General features: G+C 68.1%; 20 protein-coding genes. 17 read left to right on the forward strand and 3 right to left on the reverse strand.

Annotation, left to right across the window (positions count from 1 at the left end; translation table 11 throughout):
• Positions 1–122 precede the first annotated feature (122 nt).
• Together DB032_RS03540 and DB032_RS03545 are read left to right on the forward strand one after the other, a co-directional pair.
• Positions 123–1,061 (forward strand): Nudix family hydrolase, encoded by a 939-nt coding sequence (locus DB032_RS03540; protein ID WP_107798272.1) that lies wholly within the window; start codon positions 123–125, stop codon positions 1,059–1,061.
• Positions 1,058–1,486: a hypothetical protein gene (locus DB032_RS03545; protein ID WP_107798273.1), complete on the forward strand. Its 429-nt coding sequence runs from the start codon at positions 1,058–1,060 to the stop codon at positions 1,484–1,486. The genes DB032_RS03540 and DB032_RS03545 overlap by 4 nt, the downstream gene beginning before the upstream one ends.
• 11 nt (positions 1,487–1,497) lie before the next feature.
• On the opposite strand, the gene DB032_RS03550 is transcribed toward DB032_RS03545, so the two are convergent.
• From DB032_RS03550 to DB032_RS03560, 3 genes are all read right to left on the reverse strand, one after another.
• Positions 1,498–1,950 (reverse strand): DUF4442 domain-containing protein, encoded by a 453-nt coding sequence (locus DB032_RS03550; protein ID WP_107798274.1) that lies wholly within the window; start codon positions 1,948–1,950, stop codon positions 1,498–1,500.
• 89 nt (positions 1,951–2,039) lie between these two features.
• Complete coding sequence (sodC, locus tag DB032_RS03555; RefSeq protein WP_107798275.1) at positions 2,040–2,552, reverse strand: superoxide dismutase family protein; 513 nt, start codon at positions 2,550–2,552, stop codon at positions 2,040–2,042.
• 99 nt (positions 2,553–2,651) lie between these two features.
• Positions 2,652–3,314, reverse strand: a complete 663-nt coding sequence (locus DB032_RS03560) for a cytochrome b (RefSeq protein WP_107798276.1) — start codon at positions 3,312–3,314, stop codon at positions 2,652–2,654.
• Positions 3,315–3,651: 337 nt separating this feature from the next.
• On the opposite strand from DB032_RS03560, the gene gspG reads away from it, so the two are divergent.
• The 15 genes from gspG to DB032_RS03635 all read left to right on the forward strand — a co-directional run bounded on the left by gspG (position 3,652) and on the right by DB032_RS03635 (position 17,759).
• On the forward strand, positions 3,652–4,080 hold the full coding sequence (gene gspG, locus DB032_RS03565; RefSeq protein WP_107798277.1) for a type II secretion system major pseudopilin GspG: 429 nt from the start codon (positions 3,652–3,654) through the stop codon (positions 4,078–4,080).
• The gene (locus DB032_RS03570; RefSeq protein WP_107798278.1) at positions 4,070–4,537 is read left to right on the forward strand and encodes a transglycosylase SLT domain-containing protein; all 468 of its coding nucleotides are present in this window, start codon (positions 4,070–4,072) and stop codon (positions 4,535–4,537) included. Before gspG ends, DB032_RS03570 begins: the two co-directional genes overlap by 11 nt.
• A gap of 1 nt (position 4,538) precedes the next feature.
• Positions 4,539–5,720: a type II secretion system F family protein gene (locus DB032_RS03575; protein ID WP_107798279.1), complete on the forward strand. Its 1,182-nt coding sequence runs from the start codon at positions 4,539–4,541 to the stop codon at positions 5,718–5,720.
• 9 nt (positions 5,721–5,729) lie between these two features.
• The gene (locus DB032_RS03580) at positions 5,730–7,310 is read left to right on the forward strand and encodes a GspE/PulE family protein (RefSeq protein WP_199225802.1); all 1,581 of its coding nucleotides are present in this window, start codon (positions 5,730–5,732) and stop codon (positions 7,308–7,310) included.
• A 7-nt stretch (positions 7,311–7,317) separates the two neighbouring features.
• On the forward strand, positions 7,318–8,040 hold the full coding sequence (locus tag DB032_RS03585) for a hypothetical protein (protein WP_146176569.1): 723 nt from the start codon (positions 7,318–7,320) through the stop codon (positions 8,038–8,040).
• Positions 8,028–8,561, forward strand: a complete 534-nt coding sequence (locus tag DB032_RS03590; protein ID WP_107798281.1) for a hypothetical protein — start codon at positions 8,028–8,030, stop codon at positions 8,559–8,561. Before DB032_RS03585 ends, DB032_RS03590 begins: the two co-directional genes overlap by 13 nt.
• Entirely contained in the window at positions 8,558–9,148 is a 591-nt protein-coding gene (locus DB032_RS03595) for a GspMb/PilO family protein (protein WP_146176570.1), read from the forward strand. The genes DB032_RS03590 and DB032_RS03595 overlap by 4 nt, the downstream gene beginning before the upstream one ends.
• Positions 9,145–9,588, forward strand: coding sequence for a hypothetical protein (locus DB032_RS03600; protein WP_107798283.1), 444 nt, complete (start codon positions 9,145–9,147; stop codon positions 9,586–9,588). The genes DB032_RS03595 and DB032_RS03600 overlap by 4 nt, the downstream gene beginning before the upstream one ends.
• A 49-nt stretch (positions 9,589–9,637) precedes the next feature.
• Entirely contained in the window at positions 9,638–11,476 is a 1,839-nt protein-coding gene (locus tag DB032_RS03605; protein WP_146176571.1) for a secretin N-terminal domain-containing protein, read from the forward strand.
• 7 nt (positions 11,477–11,483) lie between these two features.
• Complete coding sequence (locus DB032_RS03610) at positions 11,484–11,960, forward strand: type II secretion system protein (RefSeq protein ID WP_107798285.1); 477 nt, start codon at positions 11,484–11,486, stop codon at positions 11,958–11,960.
• Positions 11,935–12,321, forward strand: coding sequence for a type II secretion system protein (locus tag DB032_RS03615; RefSeq protein WP_107798286.1), 387 nt, complete (start codon positions 11,935–11,937; stop codon positions 12,319–12,321). Before DB032_RS03610 ends, DB032_RS03615 begins: the two co-directional genes overlap by 26 nt.
• The gene (locus DB032_RS03620; RefSeq protein ID WP_107798287.1) at positions 12,308–12,766 is read left to right on the forward strand and encodes a type II secretory pathway, pseudopilin PulG; all 459 of its coding nucleotides are present in this window, start codon (positions 12,308–12,310) and stop codon (positions 12,764–12,766) included. Before DB032_RS03615 ends, DB032_RS03620 begins: the two co-directional genes overlap by 14 nt.
• A 260-nt stretch (positions 12,767–13,026) precedes the next feature.
• Positions 13,027–13,716: a response regulator transcription factor gene (locus DB032_RS03625; protein WP_199225803.1), complete on the forward strand. Its 690-nt coding sequence runs from the start codon at positions 13,027–13,029 to the stop codon at positions 13,714–13,716.
• Between the two features lie 177 nt (positions 13,717–13,893).
• Positions 13,894–16,158 (forward strand): ATP-binding protein, encoded by a 2,265-nt coding sequence (locus DB032_RS03630; protein ID WP_146176572.1) that lies wholly within the window; start codon positions 13,894–13,896, stop codon positions 16,156–16,158.
• Positions 16,159–16,295: 137 nt separating this feature from the next.
• Positions 16,296–17,759 carry a lytic polysaccharide monooxygenase gene (locus DB032_RS03635; protein WP_107798289.1) on the forward strand — a complete coding sequence of 488 codons (1,464 nt, stop codon included), beginning with the start codon at positions 16,296–16,298 and terminating at the stop codon, positions 17,757–17,759.
• Positions 17,760–17,971 lie beyond the last annotated feature (212 nt).

Consider the following 17,971-nt stretch of genomic DNA (forward strand, 5'->3'; position numbering starts at 1 on the left):
CTTAGACAGTTGGTTGAGTCAATAAGGGCGCCGCGGCGCCCTTATTGCTGGGGAGCGCTTGCGGTAGAATGCGCTGCCGGCCGCGGAGAGCCGGAACGATATTCACCGGGCAAGACCAAGCAATGAGCGACAGCAAGATCATCGAGGTAGTGGCCGGCGCGCTGATGCGGCCGGACGGCAGTTTCATGCTGGGCAGCCGGCCGGAGGGCAAGCCTTACGCCGGTTACTGGGAGTTTCCCGGCGGCAAGGTGGAGCTGGGCGAAAGCGGAGAACAGGCGCTGGCGCGCGAACTCTACGAGGAAATGGGCATTGAAACGCTGGCCGCGACGCCGTGGCTGAGCAAGGTCCATCATTATGAGCACGCCTCGGTGCGGCTGCGTTTCTTCCGGGTCTGGTCCTGGCGCGGCGAGCCGCAGCCGCGGGAAGGCCAAAGCTTCGCCTGGCAGAAGCCAGGCGCTTGCACGGTGCAGCCCATGTTGCCGGCCAACGGGCCCATTCTCAAATCGCTGGAATTGCCGGCGGCCTACGCGATCACCTGCGCGCACGAAATCGGCGTGGACGCCCAATTGCGGCGGCTGGAGCAGGGGCCGGCCTGGGGCATGGTGCAGGTGCGCGAGCCGCAGATGGCGCGCGCCGAGCTCGCCGATTTCGTCGCCAAGGCGGCGGCCATCGTCCATGAGCGCGGCGGCAAGCTGATGGTCAACGCCGATCCGGCCTGGGCGGCGGAATGGCCGGTGGACGGCGTGCATCTGAACGCGGCGCGGCTGGCCTCGCTGAAGGAGCGCCCGGCGTTCGCCTGGGTGGGCGCCTCGGCGCACGAGGCGGCGCAGGTGGCGCGGATAGGCGAACTGGGCCTGGATTACGCCTTGCTCGGCCATGTGGCCGCCACCGCCAGCCATCCCGGCGCGGCGCCCTTGGGCTGGGACGGTTTCCGGCTTTGTCTGGCGGACGGCGCGCCGACGCCGGTCTACGCGCTGGGCGGCATGAGCATGGATGATCTGGAGGCCGCCCGCCGCCACGGCGCGCATGGGGTGGCGCTGATGCGGGGGGCTTGGCGATGACGGCCAAACAGCGTAAATGGCTGGCGCTGGGCGGCGTTTTGCTGCTGCTGGCCTGTATCAAGTTCGGCCTGATTTACCGCTGGTACAGCGAGCGGCAAGCGGTCAAGCCGTCGCCCTTGGCCTGCGTCGCCGGCCAGGCGAGCTGCGCCCTGCCGGGCGGCGGCGTCTGGCGTTTCGCCTCGCCGCCGCAGCACGGCAGACCGTTTGAAATCCGCTTGCAGGGCGTCGCGGCGCGGGAAGCGCCGCAGGTGGAGTTCAATATGGCCGACATGGACATGGGCTTCAACCGTTACACCTTTGTGCGCGACGGCGCGGACTGGAAGGCGACGGTGACGCTGCCGCTGTGCGTCAGCGGCAGCCGCGACTGGCTGGCCGTCCTGAGTCTGGACGGCAAGCGCTACCTGCTGGCGTTTTCCGCGCGCTGAAGCGCGGCGCCTCATTTCTTCTTGCGTTTGATGTACAGCGTCTTGAACACCCTCGCCACCAGCTCGTTCTGTTGATCGACGATGTCCACCTGCAATTGCGGCAGGTATTTGTCGCCCGAGGCGGTGCGCAGCCTGATGTCCTCCAGCATGCCCGGCGCCAGCCGGAAGCGCGCGCTCACCGTGCCGCGGCCCGGCTTGACGTAGTCGATGCTGCCGCTCTTGTCCCACACATAGTAGTCCCGCCCCAGTTGGTGCATCAGCATCAGCATGAAGAAGGGATCGGTCATCGCGTACAGGCTGCCGCCGAAATGGGTGCCGACATAGTTGCGGTTGCTGAAGCCCAGTTTCAGCCGCACTTCGATATCGCTGAAATCGGCGGCCAGCCGTTTGACGCGGATGCCGGCGCCCAGGAAGGGCGGCCACAGATTGAGCAGGAATCGGAACAGCCAGGCGGGTGGTTTCATCTCTGTTGAAACGGTCGTTTGAATTCTGTCATCGTCAATAAAAAAACCGGCCTTGTCAATCGCGCCGGTTTTTCCTTGCCGAGTACGGTTTATTCGACCACGCCGCAGGCCATGCGCGCGCCGCCGCCGCCCAAGGGCTGCGGATGATCGCTGTGATTGTCGCCGCCGGCGTGCACCATCAGCGCGCGGCCGGAGAAGTCCGCCGCTTTCAGCCGCGGCGCCAGCACCGGATAACTCGCCTTGCCGTCGGCGCCCACGTACAGCGCCGGCAGATCGCCCTTGTGGCCGCGGCCGTAAGGGCCGGCGTGCGCGCCGGTCTTGTCCGGGTCCCAGTGGCCGCCGGCGGCGCCGGCCGGCGTGACCGCGCCGTTGGCGCCGACGGACGGCGCGCAAGAGGGTTTTTCATGGACGTGGAAACCGTGCACGCCGGGCGGCAGTTTTTCAAGCTTGGGCGTCAACAGCGCGCCGTAGGGCGTGTCCTCGATCAGGACGCTGCCGGCCGGGCCGGCGTCGCCCTTGGCGTCGACGAAGGACAGCTCCACGCTTTGCGCCAGGGCCAGGGCGGGCAGACAGCACAAGACGGCGGATAGGGGACGTAACATGGGTAGGTTCTCCGTATAGGCGGGGGAACAGTCAAGACCTCGATTGTGCCATCCCGGTTCCAGGCCGGAGCCTGGCTGTTCGGGTGGGGCGCGCGCGCGTCAGGAGGCCAGCCGGTCCGCGGACGTCAGTTCCTCGTTCTGCGCCAGGGTGTCCGGCGAGCAACGGTGGCAGTCGGCCGCGGCGGGAGCCGCCGCCGGCGCCGGCCGCCGCCAGCTCATGCGCCGCAGCGTGTCGTCCTTCAGCGCGACATGGTGCCAGACGGCGGCGGCGATGTGGACGGCGAGCAGACCGTAGAAGATCCAGCCCAGCCATTCGTGCAGGCCCACCGTCGCGGCGACCAGGGCCGGGTCGGCCGCGACCAGGCGCGGGAAGTCGAAGCCCAGCAGCGGCATCGGGATCGCCAGCCCCTTGGCGTTGACGATGATCCAGCCCAGCAGGCAGGACGCCAGAATGAGGCCGTAGATGGCCAGATGGGCGGCATGGGCGCAAGCGCGCTGCGCGCGGCTGCTGCCGGCCAGCGGCGGCAGCGCCGGACCGGCCAGCCGCGTGGCGGCGCGCAGCAGGGTCAGGAACAGCAGGGCCATGCCGCAGCCTATGTGCACGATCATCACGCTGCGCATGTCGGCGACGGCGTGGCCGGCCAGCAGGTGACGCAAGCCGCCGGCCAGCGCCAGGGCGGCCATCAAGAGCACGCTCAGCCAGTGAAACAGGATTTGCAGACGCGGATAGCCAGGGTTGGCGGCCGGGGCGGAAGAGGGCATGCGTTTCTCCAAGGCGCGGCCGCTGGGACGGATGCCCGCGGCGCGTTCGATTAAAAACGCTATTCAAGCGCCGCCGCCGGCGACGGCGCCATGATTCTGAAACCATTCTCAAGTCGCCCGTCCGCGCCGCCGAACGCCCTTCCCGGCGCCGGCCGTCGGGCCCCGCCGCGGCCGTTTTAGATTCCTTTCAGAAATATTGAGAACGGCGAAAGCCCCGTGTGAGCATGCGCTGGCAAGGGGCGGAACCGTCGCCGTCCCTGCCGGGGTCCGGCGCGGACGCCGCTTATATCTTCCAGCGCACGCTCTTGCGGCGCGGTTTTTTGGACAAGCGAATCTTATGACGACGATGAACGCTAGACGGCGCTCCGCCGGACAAGGCGGCTTCACGCTGCTGGAATTGCTGGTGGTGCTGCTGATCATCGCCCTCTTGGCCGGTTATGTCGGGCCCAAGCTGTTTTCCCAGGTGGACAAGGCCAAGGTCAAGGCCACCCAGGCGCAAATGAAAACCCTGGGCGACGCCTTGGCGCAATACCGGCTGGACGTCGGCGGCTATCCCAGCGCGGAACAGGGGCTGGGCGCGCTGCTGAAGGCGCCGCCGGGCGTGGCCGGCTGGCATGGGCCCTATCTGGCCAAGGATGTGCCGATGGACGCCTGGGGCCGGCCGTATCAATGGCGGGTGCCCGGCGGCGAGAGCGAGGCTGAGATCGTATCCCTGGGCGAGGCCGGGCGGGCGGGAGGCGACGGTGAACTGGTCCATGCGCTGTAAGGGACTGCTGCCGCTGCTGGCCGCCTGCGCCGCGCTGGCCGACGGCGCGCAGGCGGCGGCCAATTGCTGGCGCGAGGCCGGCGCGCGCCACCGGGTGGATCCGCTGCTGCTGTATTCCATCGCCAAGGTGGAATCGGCGCTGAATCCGCGCGCCGTCAATTACAACAAGGACGGCAGCCACGACATCGGCCTGATGCAGATCAACAGCCTTCATCTGCCGGGGCTGGCCAAGCGCGGCATCACGCGTCAGCGCCTGCTGGACGAGCCCTGTCTGAGCATACAGGTGGGCGCGTCCATCCTGGCGGACTTCATCGCACGCTACGGCTACACCTGGCGCGCGGTGGGCGCTTACAACGCCGGCGGCGCGGCGACGCGCGAAGGCGCGCGCAAGCGCTATGTGGACAAGGTGTGGCGGCAGTATCTGCAATTGCGCGCCGAGCGCGAGGCGAGGGGCTGAGATGGCGGCCTACCGGATCAGCGTCCTGGCTCAGGGCGAGGTGAGGACGCGCCTGGTGCGGGCGGACAACGAGGCCGCCGCGCGGGCCCAGCTGGGCGCGGACGACGGCCTGGTGCTGGAGGCGAGGCGCGAGGCCGGCGCGGAGGGCGCGCTCAAGGGCGCGGCGCTGGGCTTGCTGCTGCAGGAGCTGTCGGCGCTGCTGGAGGCCGGCCTGGCGCTGATCGAGGCGCTGGAAGCGCTGCGCGACAAGGCCGGCGGCGGCGACAAGGCCTTGCAGGGCGTGCTGGACCGGCTATTGCAAGCGCTGTACCAGGGCCAGCCGCTGTCGCGCGCGATGGAGGCCCAGCCGGAAGCCTTCCCGGCCTTGCTGGCGGCCACCGTGGCCGCGTCCGAAGGCAGCGGCCAGCTGCCGGCGGCGCTCAAGCGCTATCAGTATTACGAGCTGCGCATCGTCGCCATCCGCAAGCGGGTGACCGGCGCCCTGGTTTATCCGGCGCTGGTGCTCTCCGTCGGCTTCGGCATTCTGCTGTTCATGCTGTTCTTCGTGATTCCCCGTTTCGCCGTGGTGTTCGAATCGCTGCGCGAACTGCCGGCCAGCGCCGCCGCCATGCTGTGGTGGGCGCGCCTGGTCCAGGCTCACGGCGGCTTGCTGGGCGCGGGCCTGGCCGTCGGCCTGACGGCGCTGTGCCTGCTGCTGCGCGCCCGGCGAACCCAGCGCGCGCTGCTGAGCTTGTTGTGGACGCTGCCCCGGCTGCGGGATGTCGCGCGCCTGTTCGTGCTGGCGCGCTTTTACCGCACCGCCGGCTTATTGATCGCCGGCGGCACGCCGGCCTTGCAGGCTTTCGACTTGTCCGCGGGGCTGTTGCCGGACGCCTACGCGCAGCGCTTGGCGCGCGCGCTGGAGGAGTTGCGCGCCGGCCGGCCGGTGGCGGACACCCTGGCGCGCCACCAACTGACCACGGCGGTGGCGGAGCGCTTATTGCGCGTCGGCGAACAAAGCGGCGATCTGGGCGGCATGTGCGAGCGCATCGCCCAGTTCCACGACGGCGCGCTGGATCAGGCGATCGAGGTGTTCAGCAAAGTGTTCGAGCCGATTCTGATGTTGGCGGTGGGCGGCCTGGTCGGCCTGATCGTCGCCCTGCTGTATATGCCGATATTCGAACTGGCCGGCGGCATGGGCTGAGGAGACGTGATGCGAGCATTGATGGACCCGACGACGACGGCCGGCTGGCAATGGCGGCGCGAGAGCGGAGAGGAAGACCTGCCGATGGCCGAGCTGCTGAACCGGCAGCTGGAGCGCGAGCCGGCCAGCCTGCCGCAGGCGGCGCGGCTGCTGGGCCTGGCCGCGCTGAGCGAGGCCCAGGTGGGGGAGGCGGCGGCGCGCTTCGATCTGCTGCCGCTGCCGGAAGCGCTGTCCTGCCGGGCGGCGCCGCTGGAGTGGCGGGGCGAATTGTACCTGCTGCTGGCCGAACCGCTGCGGCTGGACGCGCGTCTCGGCCTGCAAAACCGGCTGCTGGGCCGCGGCCAGCGCTTCGCCCTCAGCCTGCCCGGCGTGGCCGACGCCTGGCTGAAACAGGCCGAGGCCCGCGAGCGGGTGATGGACGGCGCGGCGGTGGACCTGGCCGAGGACAGCCTGGCCAAGGCGGTGGAGTCTATCTCGCTGACCAGCCTGGCCAAGGACGAAAGCCCGGTGATCCGCCTGGTCAACATGACCTTGTACGACGCGCTGCAAAGCCGCGCCAGCGACATCCACCTGGAGTCCCGCGACGACGGGCTGCAGATACGCTACCGCATCGACGGCGTGATGCAGGCCATACGCAAGGTGCCGGGGCAGTTGGCGGCCAGCCAGACCATGTCGCGGCTGAAAGTGCTGTCCAGCCTGGACATCGCGGAAAAGCGCGTGCCGCAGGACGGCCGCTTCAAGGTGGCGCTGCAAGGCCGCGAAGTGGACTTCCGCGTGTCCATCATGCCGGGCGCCCACGGCGAAAACGCGGTGCTGCGCCTGCTGGACAAATCCCAGCGCGGCGACAGCCTGAACCTGGACAGCCTGGGCTTTCACGGCGAAACCGCGCGCCGCGTGCGCGCGCTGGCGCAACTGCCCTATGGCCTGACCCTGATCACCGGGCCCACCGGCAGCGGCAAATCCACCACCTTGTACGGCGCGCTGGCGGAGATCAATACCGGCGAGGAAAAGATCATCACCATCGAAGACCCGGTGGAGTACGAGATGGCCGGCATTCTGCAAATCCCGGTCAACGAGAAAAAGGGCCTGACCTTCGCCCGCGGCCTGCGCTCCATCCTGCGCCACGATCCGGACACCATTCTGGTGGGCGAGATCCGCGACGCCGAAACCGCGGCCATCGCGGTGCAGTCCGCGCTGACCGGCCACCGCGTGCTGTCCTCGGTGCACGCCAACGACGCCTTCAGCGTGATAGACCGCTTTCTCTACATGGGCGTGGAAGCGGCCACTTTCCTGGAAGCGCTCAACGGCGTGGTGTCGCAGCGCCTGGTGCGCCGGTTGTGCGTCGCCTGCGCCTGCGCCGGTTGCGAGCACTGCCGCGGCGGCGGCTTCCACGGCCGCATCGCGCTGGCGGAAGTGCTGCGCCTGGACAGCCGGCTCAAGGAAGCGCTGCTGGAGCGCTCGCCGCAGAAGCGCCTGCAGGCGCTGGCGCAATGCGCCGATTATCAATCGCTGCGCGACGCCGCCCTCGAGGCGGTGGCGCGCGGACTCACCACCTATCAGGAGGTCAGCCGTGCCGTGGCCATGGAATGACAGAACCGTGTTGATCGACGCCGAACTGGCGACCTTGCTGCCGCCGGCCGGCGCCCCGGCCCAGCCGCGGCGTTGCCGCCATCACGGCAAACCGGCGGAGGCGCTGGCCATGCTGCTGGGCGGGGCCGCGCGCCGGCGTCCGGCCTGGCGCAACCGCGTGCGGCTGCTCTTGGGCTATCCGTGGGCGCACAGCCAGCTCTTGCCGTGGCAAGACGGCTTGTCCGGGCAGCGCGCCCAGTGGCGCGCCTATGCGCGGGGTCTGCTGCGCGAGCGCGGCGTCGCGGGCGAACTGGACATCCGCCTGGCGGCGGGGGCTTACGGCGCGGCGCGGCTGGCTTTCGCCGCCCAGGCCCCGCTGCTGGCCGATTTGAGCGCGGCGGCGCGGGCGGCCGGCTGGCGCTTGGCCGGCTGCCGCGATCTGCTGTCGTCCTGCCTGCAAGCCCATCCGCGCGCGTTGGCGTCGGACGCGCTGGTGTTGGCGGAGGCCGGGGCCGTCACCTGTCTGTGGCGCGGCGAGCGCGGCTGGGAGGATCTGATCACCCTGGCGCTGGCGCCGGGACAGAGCGCGGCCGAGGGCGTGGCGGCGGCGGAGGCGCTGTGCGGCCGCGAGCCCGGCGGCGACTACGATTGGTGCGCGACCCATGGCCCGGAGGCACAGCCGCCGGCGGCGCGGGCGCGTTGGCTGGGCTTTGCCCATCCCCTGCTTGCGAGCCAGCCATGCGCCGCCTGAACGCCCGCGGTCTGGACTTCAGCCGCCCCGAGGCGAGCGCGCCGCTGGCCGGCGTCGCCGCCATGCTTTTGTTGATGCTGCTGGCGGCGCTGGGCTGGCGGCAGTGGGAGTTGGAACGGTTGGCGGAGGACACCGCGGCCTGGGAGCGGCGGCAGGAGCAACAGCGGTTTCTGCGCGAGCGCGAACAGCGCCGCGCCCAGGCCGCCTCGCCGGAGGCGCGCAAGGCCCAGGCGTTGCTGCTGGTCCAGGGCGACGATCAAACCCGGCTGCGCCCGGCGCTGCTGCGGGCGATAGAACAAGCCTGGTCGCCGCGGCTGGGCATCTTGTCCCTGCATCTTGAGGGCGGGGGCAAGCAGGCCCGGCTGGAACTGAGCGCGGCGGACGTGCGGGAAGTGTTCCATTTCGTCGAGAGGCTGAACCAGCCGTCCGGCCATGGTCGGGCGCGGCTGCTGCGGCACGGGCTTAAGCCCGGCGATCCCAATCAGGCGGTGCTGGCCACGGTGCAGGTGGCTGAGCGATGAGGGCCTGGATGCGAGACGCCGGCCGCCGGCTGGCGGCCTTTAAACGCGGCGGCCGGCCGGCCGGCGGCGGAAGTCATTGGCGGGCCCGGCTGCGCTGGCATCGGCAGACGCTGGCCTGCCGGCTGGGGCGCGGCGGCCGGCTGTCGCTGGCGGCCTGCGGCCTGCTGTTGGTCTTTGGCGCGCTGGAGCAAGAGACGCGGCAGGCGGATCTGCAACAGCGCCGCCAGCAATTGAGCGCGCCGACGCCCGCCTTGCCGGCGACGGCGGGGCGCGAGCGGCAATGGCAGGCCCAGCTGCGGCTGGCGCTGGCCCCGCGCAAGCTGGCCTTGCTGGAGCAGCTGCGCCAGTCCGGCCTGAGCGTGCATGAGGCCAGTTATCGCGAAGAGGCGGAAGCCGGCGGCGCGTTGCGCCGCGTCTCGGTGGAGCTGAGCGCCAGCGGGCGCTATCCGGAACTGACGGCGGCGCTGGGCGCGCTGACGGCGCAGCCTCTGTTGCGCTTGGAGGCGCTGACGCTGGACCGGGCGCGAACCGATACCGCGACCTTGAGCATGCGCATGCGCTTCAGCCTGCTGGGAGCCGGACAATGAGGCGGCGGGCCCATTGGCTGAGCGGCCTCGCGCTGGCCTGGGCGGCCTTGACCCAGGCGCAAGAGCCGCGGGCCGACGGCGTCGACCTGTTTCCGGTCCAGAGCTGGGCGTCGCTGCGCGAAGAGGCCAAGCCCGTCGTCCCGGCGGCGGACGCCGCTCCGGTCTTGGCGGCGCCCTTGCCGCCGCCGCCGCTGGAAGCCGCGCCGCCGCCGTTCAGCGCCGTGGGCGAATGGCGGCAGGACGGCCAGCGCGTGGTGGTGCTGGAAGGCCGGGCGCGCAGCTACCTGCTCTGCGTCGGCTGCAAGACGCCCAATGCGCTGCAGCCGGGCGCCCGGCTGACGGAGCAATACACGTTCAAGGCCCTGGAGGCGGAGCGCGCGCTGCTGCTGGACGCCGAAGGGCGGGAGCACTCGATCCCGCTGACTCCATTGGCTCACTGAGGCGTCGCCGCCACCGCGACGACGCCGTTTTCACCAGGCATTAGGCATCATGAAACATTGCAAACCCACACTGCTGGCCCTCGCCCTCGGTTTGACCCTGGGCGGATGCGCGCTGCCCGGACCGGTCAAGAAAATCTTCGGCCCGGCCGATCAGCCCGGCGCGGAAGAACAATTGCGCGCGGCCGAAACCGCCTTGCGGCAGAAGCCCGACGATGTGGAACGCCGCAAAAACGTCGTGGCCAAGAGCGCGGCGCTGGCGGAGGAGGCCTTGCGGGCGGCCAAGACCAAGATGGACGCCGGCGACGACGCGGCCGCGCTGGCGGAGGTGAGCCGGCTGCTGGCGCTGGCGCCGGAGCACATGCGCGCCCAGCAGCTGAAACGGCAGTTGGAGCGCCGGCTGCGGCTGAAACTGGAGCTGGACGCCGCCGCCGAAATCGGCGCGCAGCGCCCGCAAGAGGCTTTGGAGCGGCTGGGCCGCATCCTGCAGGAGCAGCCCGGTTACCGGCAGGCGCAAGCCTTGCGCGACGAGCTGCAAAGCCGGGAGGCCGCCCGCCGCGACGCGCGTCCCAGCCTGGCCGAGGCGTTGCGCCAGCCGGTGACGCTGAACTTCAAGGTTCAGCCGATTTCCAGCATCTTCGACGCCATCTCGCAATTGGCCGGCATCGATTTCGTGTTCGATCCGGAAGTGCCCGTCGCCGCCCCGGCCAGCATCGTCGCCAGCCGGACCACGGCGGAAGACGCCATCAATCTGCTGCTGCGCACCCATCAGCTGGAGAAAAAAGTGCTCAGCCGGCACAGCATGCTGATTTATCCGGCGCGCTCGGAAAAAGCCAAGGAATACCGGGAGCTCATGACCCGCGCCTTCTACCTGAGCCAGGCCAACGCCAGCCAGGTGCTGGCCGCACTGCGCCAGATCAGCTCGCCCAAGAACGTGCATCTGGACGAGCGCACCAATGCGGTGATCGTGCGCGACACGCCGGAAGTGATGGCGGTGATAGAGCGGCTGGTGGCCAGCCTGGACATCGCCCAGTCCGAAGTCACCATGGACGTGCAAGTGCTGGAAGTGAACACCAACGACGTGCTCGACGTCGGCGTCGACTATCCGGCGGAACTGCGGTTTTCGGTGCTGCCGAAAGAGGGCTCGGACAGGGTGACGGTGGGCGATCTGCTGGGCCTGAACCGCGACGGCGTCGGCGTCGGCGGCAGCAACGGCGGCGATCTGGGCGCGGCGATCAAACTGCTGCAAAGACAGGGCAAGACCAAGGTGCTGGCCAACCCCAAGATCCGCGTGCGCAATATGGAAAAGGCCAGCATCAAGATAGGCGAGAAAGTGCCGGTGGTCACCACCACCAACGCCAACGGCGTGGTGACGGAATCGGTCAACTACCAGGACGTCGGCCTGATCCTGCAAGTGGAGCCGCGGATCAGCCTCAGCAACGAGGTCAGCGTCAAGGTCAATATGGAAGTCAGCAATCTCAAGAGCGAAGTCAAGACCGCCGGCGGCGGCACCGTCTACCCGATGAGCACCCGCAACGCCGAAACCGTGATGACCGCGCGCGATGGCGAAACCCAGGTGCTGGCCGGCCTGGTCAAACAGCAGCACGACCGCAGCAGCAGCGGCCTGCCCGGTCTCAGCACCCTGAGCTGGCTGGGCGGCCTGTTCGGCAGCCAGAAGCGCGGCGTCGAAAACACCGAACTGATCCTGCTGCTGACCCCGCGCATAGAACGGGCGCTGGACCTGCCGGCCGCCTCCAACAGCTATTTCCATTCCGGCACCGAAAGCCGGCTGAGCGTGGAACCGCTGCGGACCGAGGCGCAGCCGCCCGCCGCCGCGCCCGCGCGGGACGCTTCCGCGCCGGCGCTGGACAGCCCGCTGGCCGCGCCCTGAGGTGCTTATGCCGCGTCAAACCGGTTTCACCCTGATCGAGACGCTGGCCGCGCTTACCCTGTTGGCGCTGTTGCTGAGCGCCAGCCTGCCGCTGAGCGAACTGGCCAGACGGCGCGCCCAGGAGGCCGAGCTGCGCCACAGCCTGCGCCAGATCCGCACGGCCATCGACGCCTACCGGCAGGCGGTGACGGACAAGAAGATAGACGCTTCTCCGGATCGGAGCGGCTATCCGCCCAGCCTCGCCAGCCTGGTGGACGGCGTGCCGGACAAGAGCGACGCCGCCGGCGGCAAGCTCTATTTCCTGCGCCGTCTGCCGGCGGATCCGATGTGCGAAAGCTGCGACGGCGCGGACCCGGCGGCGAGCTGGGACACGCGCGGCTACGACAGCTCGGCGGAAGCCTTCGCCTCCGGCGGCGACGTATACGACATCCGTTCCAAGAGCCTCAGAAAGGGCATCAATGGCATACCCTACCAACAATGGTGAAGCGGCGCGCGGCTTCACCCTGATCGAGCTGCTGGTGGTGATGAGCATCATCGGTGCGCTGATGGCCCTGATCGGCCCCAACTACTTCAAGCAGCAGGACCGCGCCCGCGAAACCGTGCTGCGCCACAATCTGGCCGCGCTGCGCCAGGCGATAGACGACTACCGCGCCGACCACGGCGCCAATCCGGCCGCCTTGCAAGAACTGGTGGCCGGCCGCTATCTGCGCGAACTGCCGCTCGATCCCATCGCCGGCCGGCGCGACGGCTGGCAAGCCAAACCGGCGGAGGAGGGCGGCGTCGGCGACGTGGCCAGCGGCGCGCCGGGAACCGGCCTGGACGGCAGCCGCTATGGCAGCTGGTAAGCAGCGCGGGCTGGCCTATCTGGGAGCGCTGACGCTGGTGCTGGCCATGAGCGCGGCCCTGGGCGCGGCGGCCGGCGCCTGGAGCCGGCAACAACAAGGCGACAAGGAAGAAGAGCTGCTGCACATCGGCCTGCAATTGCAGCGCGCCATCGCCTCCTACCACCGTTCCGGCCCCGCGCCGGCCTATCCCAAAACGCTGGACGCCCTGCTCAAGGACGAACGCGTGCCCTTCACCCGCCGCCACCTGCGCCGCCTCTACGCCGATCCGCTCACGGGCAAGCCGGAATGGGGGCTGATCAAGGGCGCGGACGGCGGCATCGTCGGCGTGCACAGCCTGGCGGAAGGCCGGCCCTTGAAGCAGCGGGGCTTCGCCGCGGAGCTGGGCGATTTCGCAGACAAGGGCAGCTATCGGCAATGGGTGTTCCTGGCGCCGGCCGCGCCGTGAGGCCGGCGGCGGGCGGATTTATTCTAAAGGCATGATTTGCGTCTTGTTTCGGCTCAATGCATCCGGATTAATTTAGGAATTATTGAGAAAGTTAGGAGTACTCCTATAGATTCCCGGACCATGCTTCCGTAAGAATCACCCTCTTTGGCGACCGATGACAGCGGCTTTCCAACGCTTTTGCGCCCGCGGCCGCGCCGCGGCTCCAAAGGCGCGCCGCTTCCGCTCCCGGCGCGAGTCCGTCGCTTTCAACCGAAACGCATATGATGATTGTTGCTATTTTAGAAGACTGTCCGCTCCAAACCGCCAGCGTGGTCAAGCTGCTGGAACAATATGGCCATCAAGCCGTCGCCTGTGCCGACGGCGACCAGTTCGTCGCCCAATTCCGACAGCAGCGCTGCGACGCGATGCTGCTGGATTGGGAGGTGCCGGGCCGAAACGGCGTCGAGGTGCTCAAATGGGCGCGCGCCAAGCTGCCGCCGGCGCTGCCCATCCTGATGGTGACCCAGCGCGACGACGAAGAAGACATCGTATTGGCGCTGGAGCACGGCGCCGACGACTATCTGCAAAAACCGATCCGCGAGCGCGAGCTGCTGGCGCGGCTGAACGCCCAGTTTCGCAAGCAACAGCGGCTGGGCAATCCGGAGGCCTCGTTCGAGGCCGGCGGCTACACCTTCCATCCGGAAGCGCGCAGCGTCAGCTTGCCCGGCGGCAAGGCCGCCACGCTGCCGGCGCGGGAATTCGCGTTGGCCACGCTGCTGTTCCGCAACCTGGGCCGCATCCTGACCAAGGACTTTCTCAGCCAGCGCATCTGGGGCCAGGCGGACCGTAAATACGACGCCAGCCTGGCCACCTATGTCAGCAATCTGCGCTCGGCGCTGGGCCTGCGGCCGCGCAACGGCATGGTGATCTCCACCGTGTACAACTACGGTTACCGGCTGGAGCGGGTCTGAGGACCCGCTTGCAACCCGCTGCGCGTTGACTCTGGCATTGCGCGCCGACGGCCGTCTCCCGAGCCCGCATTTCCCGCATGCGCGCCCAAGGTCTTCGGCCGGTCTCGCCTTGAGCTGCTCCTTGAATGAGGCGCCGGCTTGGCCGGCCGCGTCCTTTTTTCGCGCTTGGGCCGTCTTATGAAATGGCTTTGCCAAGCGTTCCGGCGCGGACACCGGCACGACGCGCGCTTTCTGATCGCCTTCGTCCTGCTGCTGGTGGTGTTCGCCATCCCCAACCAGGACGCCTTGTTCCACTCGCTGGACCGGCTGTACTTCGAACTGCTCTCCGCCTTGCAGACCGAAGACGACGAACACGATGTCGTGCTCGTCAATGTCGACCAGGCCACGGTGCAGGCGCTGGGTCATGAGGAAGTCAACGGCAACGTGCTCTACGCCGTGCTGCTGCAAAGACTGGAGCAGGCCGACAGCGTGGCGCTGAACATGAACCTGCTGTCGCGCCGGGACGAAGGCATGTTGGCGAAGGCCATCCGGCGCCACGGCCGCGTGGTGCTGGCCTTGCCGCCCGACGCCCCCGCCGCGCCGGGGCGGGACGGTCCCGAGCCCTCCGCCGTTTACGCCGCCGCGGCCGGGCTGGGGCACCGCGACCTCTTGATAGGGGACCGCAGCGTGGTCACCGGCATCGTCCCCTACAAGCAACATGGCCGGAAGCTGGCGCCGCATATGGTGATGGAAGCCATCCGCGTCGCCGGCTATGAACTGCCGCCGCGGGAAAACACCCGCTGTCTGACCGCGTTCTGGCGGCGTTGCGCGCCGCAAGCCGACGGCTGGCTGCTGGTGTTGCCGGCCCACCACCGCATCCAGCAGTATTCGATGCTGGACGTGCTGACCGGCGCGGTGCCGCGGCAGGCGTTTCACAACAAGATCGTCTTTGTCGGCCATCTGGCGCTGGACCCGTTCAAGGGCCTGCGCTCCAACCGTTACCCGCTGGACCGCGAAGGCCATACCCGCAGCCAGATCCTGGCCTTGCAAACCCAGACCCTGATGAACCACGGGCCGGTCACCCTGCTGGCCGCCCCGTACAAGCTGCTGGTCAACTTCGGCCTCATGTTCGGCCTGCTGCTGGTCTGCCTGCTGGCGCCGCCGGCGCGCATGCACGGACGCGCCTGGCTGTGGCTGGGCGGCTGCTGGCTGACGTCCACCCTCTTGTTGTTGCAAACCCAGATCTGGATTCCGGTCAGCTCGCCGCTGACAGGCGGCTTGCTGATCTACGCCGGCTGCGCCTGGCGCTGGCAGACCAAGACTCATCTCTTGCTGCGGCAGGAAATGGAGGCGATGCGGCAGAGCCTGCTCGAAGCCGGCATGGACCTGCCGCTGCGCGGCCAGGAGCCCGAGTCCGGCGCCGACGAAATCGAACGGCTGATGCGGCAGATGCGCGCCTGGCAAAACTCCTACGTCAGCGTGCTCAATATGCTGCCCTATCCGATCTTCTTCGAGCAGGGCGGCAAAATCATCCTCAGCAACCAGGCGGCGCGCAAGCTGCTGTGCGAGCAAGGCGCGCCGGAGGAGGCCGAAGCCTGGGTGCTGGGCCTGGCCGGGCGGGCGCGCGAAAAAGCGCTTCACAGCGGCAACATCGGCGTGGAGGAAGTGCGCAGCAGCCAGGGCGAACACATGTTGCTGGTCACGCCCTGTCCGGAACTGTGCGACGGCCTGTCCAGCAGTCTGATCAGCCTGGTCGACCTGCAAAGCGTCAAGGCCAGCGTGTCCGGCGACCGGCGCGTGCTGCGGCAGATGGCGCACGATCTGCGCAATCCGCTGACCACCATGCTGGCGATGATAGAACAGCGCGGCGGCGAGACCGGGCCGCGGCAGGACCAGTTCTTCAACGATCTGCGCCGGCAAGTGAACTACAGCCTGCGCGTGGCGCAGGACTTCATGCGCCTCTCCCGCGCCGAGCAACTGGACCCGGCCGGCTTTCTGCCGGTGGCCTTGACTGATCTGGCCGAAGACGCGATGGACCAGATCGAGGCCGGCGCCCGCCAAAAGCGCATCGTGCTGCACGGCCCGGAGGCGATGGAAGCGCTGTGGGTGCGCGGCCATTACGACATGCTGCTGCGCGCCGTGGTCAATGTGCTGGACAACGCCGTCAAGTACTCGCCGGCCGGCAGCCACATCGTGCTGCGGCTGGCGCGCTGGGGGGACATGGCCGGCATCAGCGTGGTGGACCAGGGCATAGGCATTCCGGAACACGCCTTGCCGCGGCTATTCGAGCCGTTCTATCAGGTGGATGAAGGCCGCCGCGACGGCGCCGGCCTGGGCCTGCCCTTCGTCAAGGCCGTGATGCAGGCCCACGGCGGCCGCGTCGAGGTCAAATCCAGAAGCCGGCTGGGCAGCGAATTTCTGCTGCTGGCGCCGTGGGTGGAGAGCGAGGGAGGAGAGCGCTAGGCGCGGCCGCCGGCTTGAGCTTCTGTTGAGATTGATTGGGGGCCGCACCAGGGTTTGGAACAATGCGGGCAAGCCCTTCCCAGCCGATGGCGGTTGGAGAGGGCTGTCACCCAATCCCTTAAATTAAGGTTTCAACAATGACCGCACCCCGCTCCGCAGGCACGTTCGCCCTGCCTGCTCTGACGCTGAGCCAGATCGCCGCTTCCCTGATGCTGCTGGCTCCGGCCGCCGCCTCCGCCCACGGCACGATGGAAGAGCCGATCAGCCGCATCTACTACTGCCGCACCGCGGACAATCCGGAAAATCCGGGAACGCCGGGTTGCCAGGCCGTCAAGCAAAGCGGCGGCGCACAGGCGATGTACGACTGGAGCAGCGTGCTGCAAGGCGGCGCCGGCGGCAATCACCAGCAAGTGGTGCCCAATGGCAAGCTGTGCGCCGGCGGCAACGCAAGATTCAGCGGCCTGGACGCTGGCGTCGATTGGCCGGCCACCAGCATACAGCCGGGACCGGACGGCAAATACACGATGACTTATCATCAGTCCGCCCAGCACCAGACCGCCTATTTCAAATCCTATATCAGCAAGGACTCCTACGACTTCAAGCGTCCGCTGCAGTGGGACGATCTGCAATTGATCGGCGATTCCGGCGCGGTGGCGCCCAGCGCCAAGACCAAGCTGGACGTCAAGATCCCGGCCGGCATGCAGGGCAAGCGCGTGATCTACAACGTATGGCAGCGCAGCGACAGCGCCGAAGCCTTCTACAGCTGCTCGGACGTGAACATCGTGGCCAACAGCGCGGACTTCAAACCGCTGGGCGCGCTGGTCTCCAGCCCGTTCGAGGCCAAGCCCGACTCCACCATCACCCTGCGCGTTTTCGACAAGCTGCGGGGCGGGGACCTTGAAAAGCATTCGATCAAGATCGCCGCCGGTCAAACCGCGGCCAAAGACTGGACCTATGCGCTGGCCACCGCGGTCAACGCCAAATCCAGCGTGGTCAAGGTGGGCCAATTGCAAAACGGCCAAGTGGTGCCGGTCAAGCACGCCACCGCCAACACCGTGTTCGGCCTGGGCAAGGAATACAGCTTTGCCTTGGAACAATCGGATGAGGGCGGTAAGCCGCCGGTGGACGAGATCGCGCCGGGCAAGGTCACCGTCAAGGGTCAGAGCAGCGTCAACAGCGGCGATATGGTCAGCCTGTCGGCCCAAGCCGCCGCCGGCACCAATCTGAAATACCGGTGGACGGTGTCGCCCAGCATCGCCGGCCTGACGCTGGACGCCGCCACCCTCAATTTCAAGGCGCCGGAGCCTAAGCAGGACACCAGCTATAACTTCACGGTCAAAGTCAGCAATGCGCTGGGCAGCAAGAACGCCGAGCACAAGCTGGAGGTCAAGGCCAAGGATGAAGGCGGCAAGCCGCCGGTAGCCGGTGCCTGGGACGCGGCCAAGACCTATGCCCAGCCTTGCGCCAAAGTGACATATCAGGGCGAGGAATGGATGAACGGATGGTGGACCCGAGGCGAAAAGCCGGGCACGGGCGGCCAGTGGGGCGTATGGCGTCCGGTAAGCTCGACCGACATGCATGGCCAGTGCAAGGATAAGTAATGTCCGGATGGCCGCGCGTTTCAGGCTGAGCCCCAGCTGGACGCAGGTTTAAGACCCGGTTTCGGGGTCTGCCCGGCAGGCGTAAGCCTGTCGGGCTTTTGCCGTTTGATGGCCGATATTGATTAAAAATCGCTGAACTTTAGCTTTTATTGAGAATGATTGGGCGGCGGGCAAGGGTTTGGAACAATGCGGACAAGCCCTTCCTCGGCCGA

The organism is Chromobacterium sp. Panama, from assembly GCF_003052555.1.
Classification (GTDB): domain Bacteria; phylum Pseudomonadota; class Gammaproteobacteria; order Burkholderiales; family Chromobacteriaceae; genus Chromobacterium.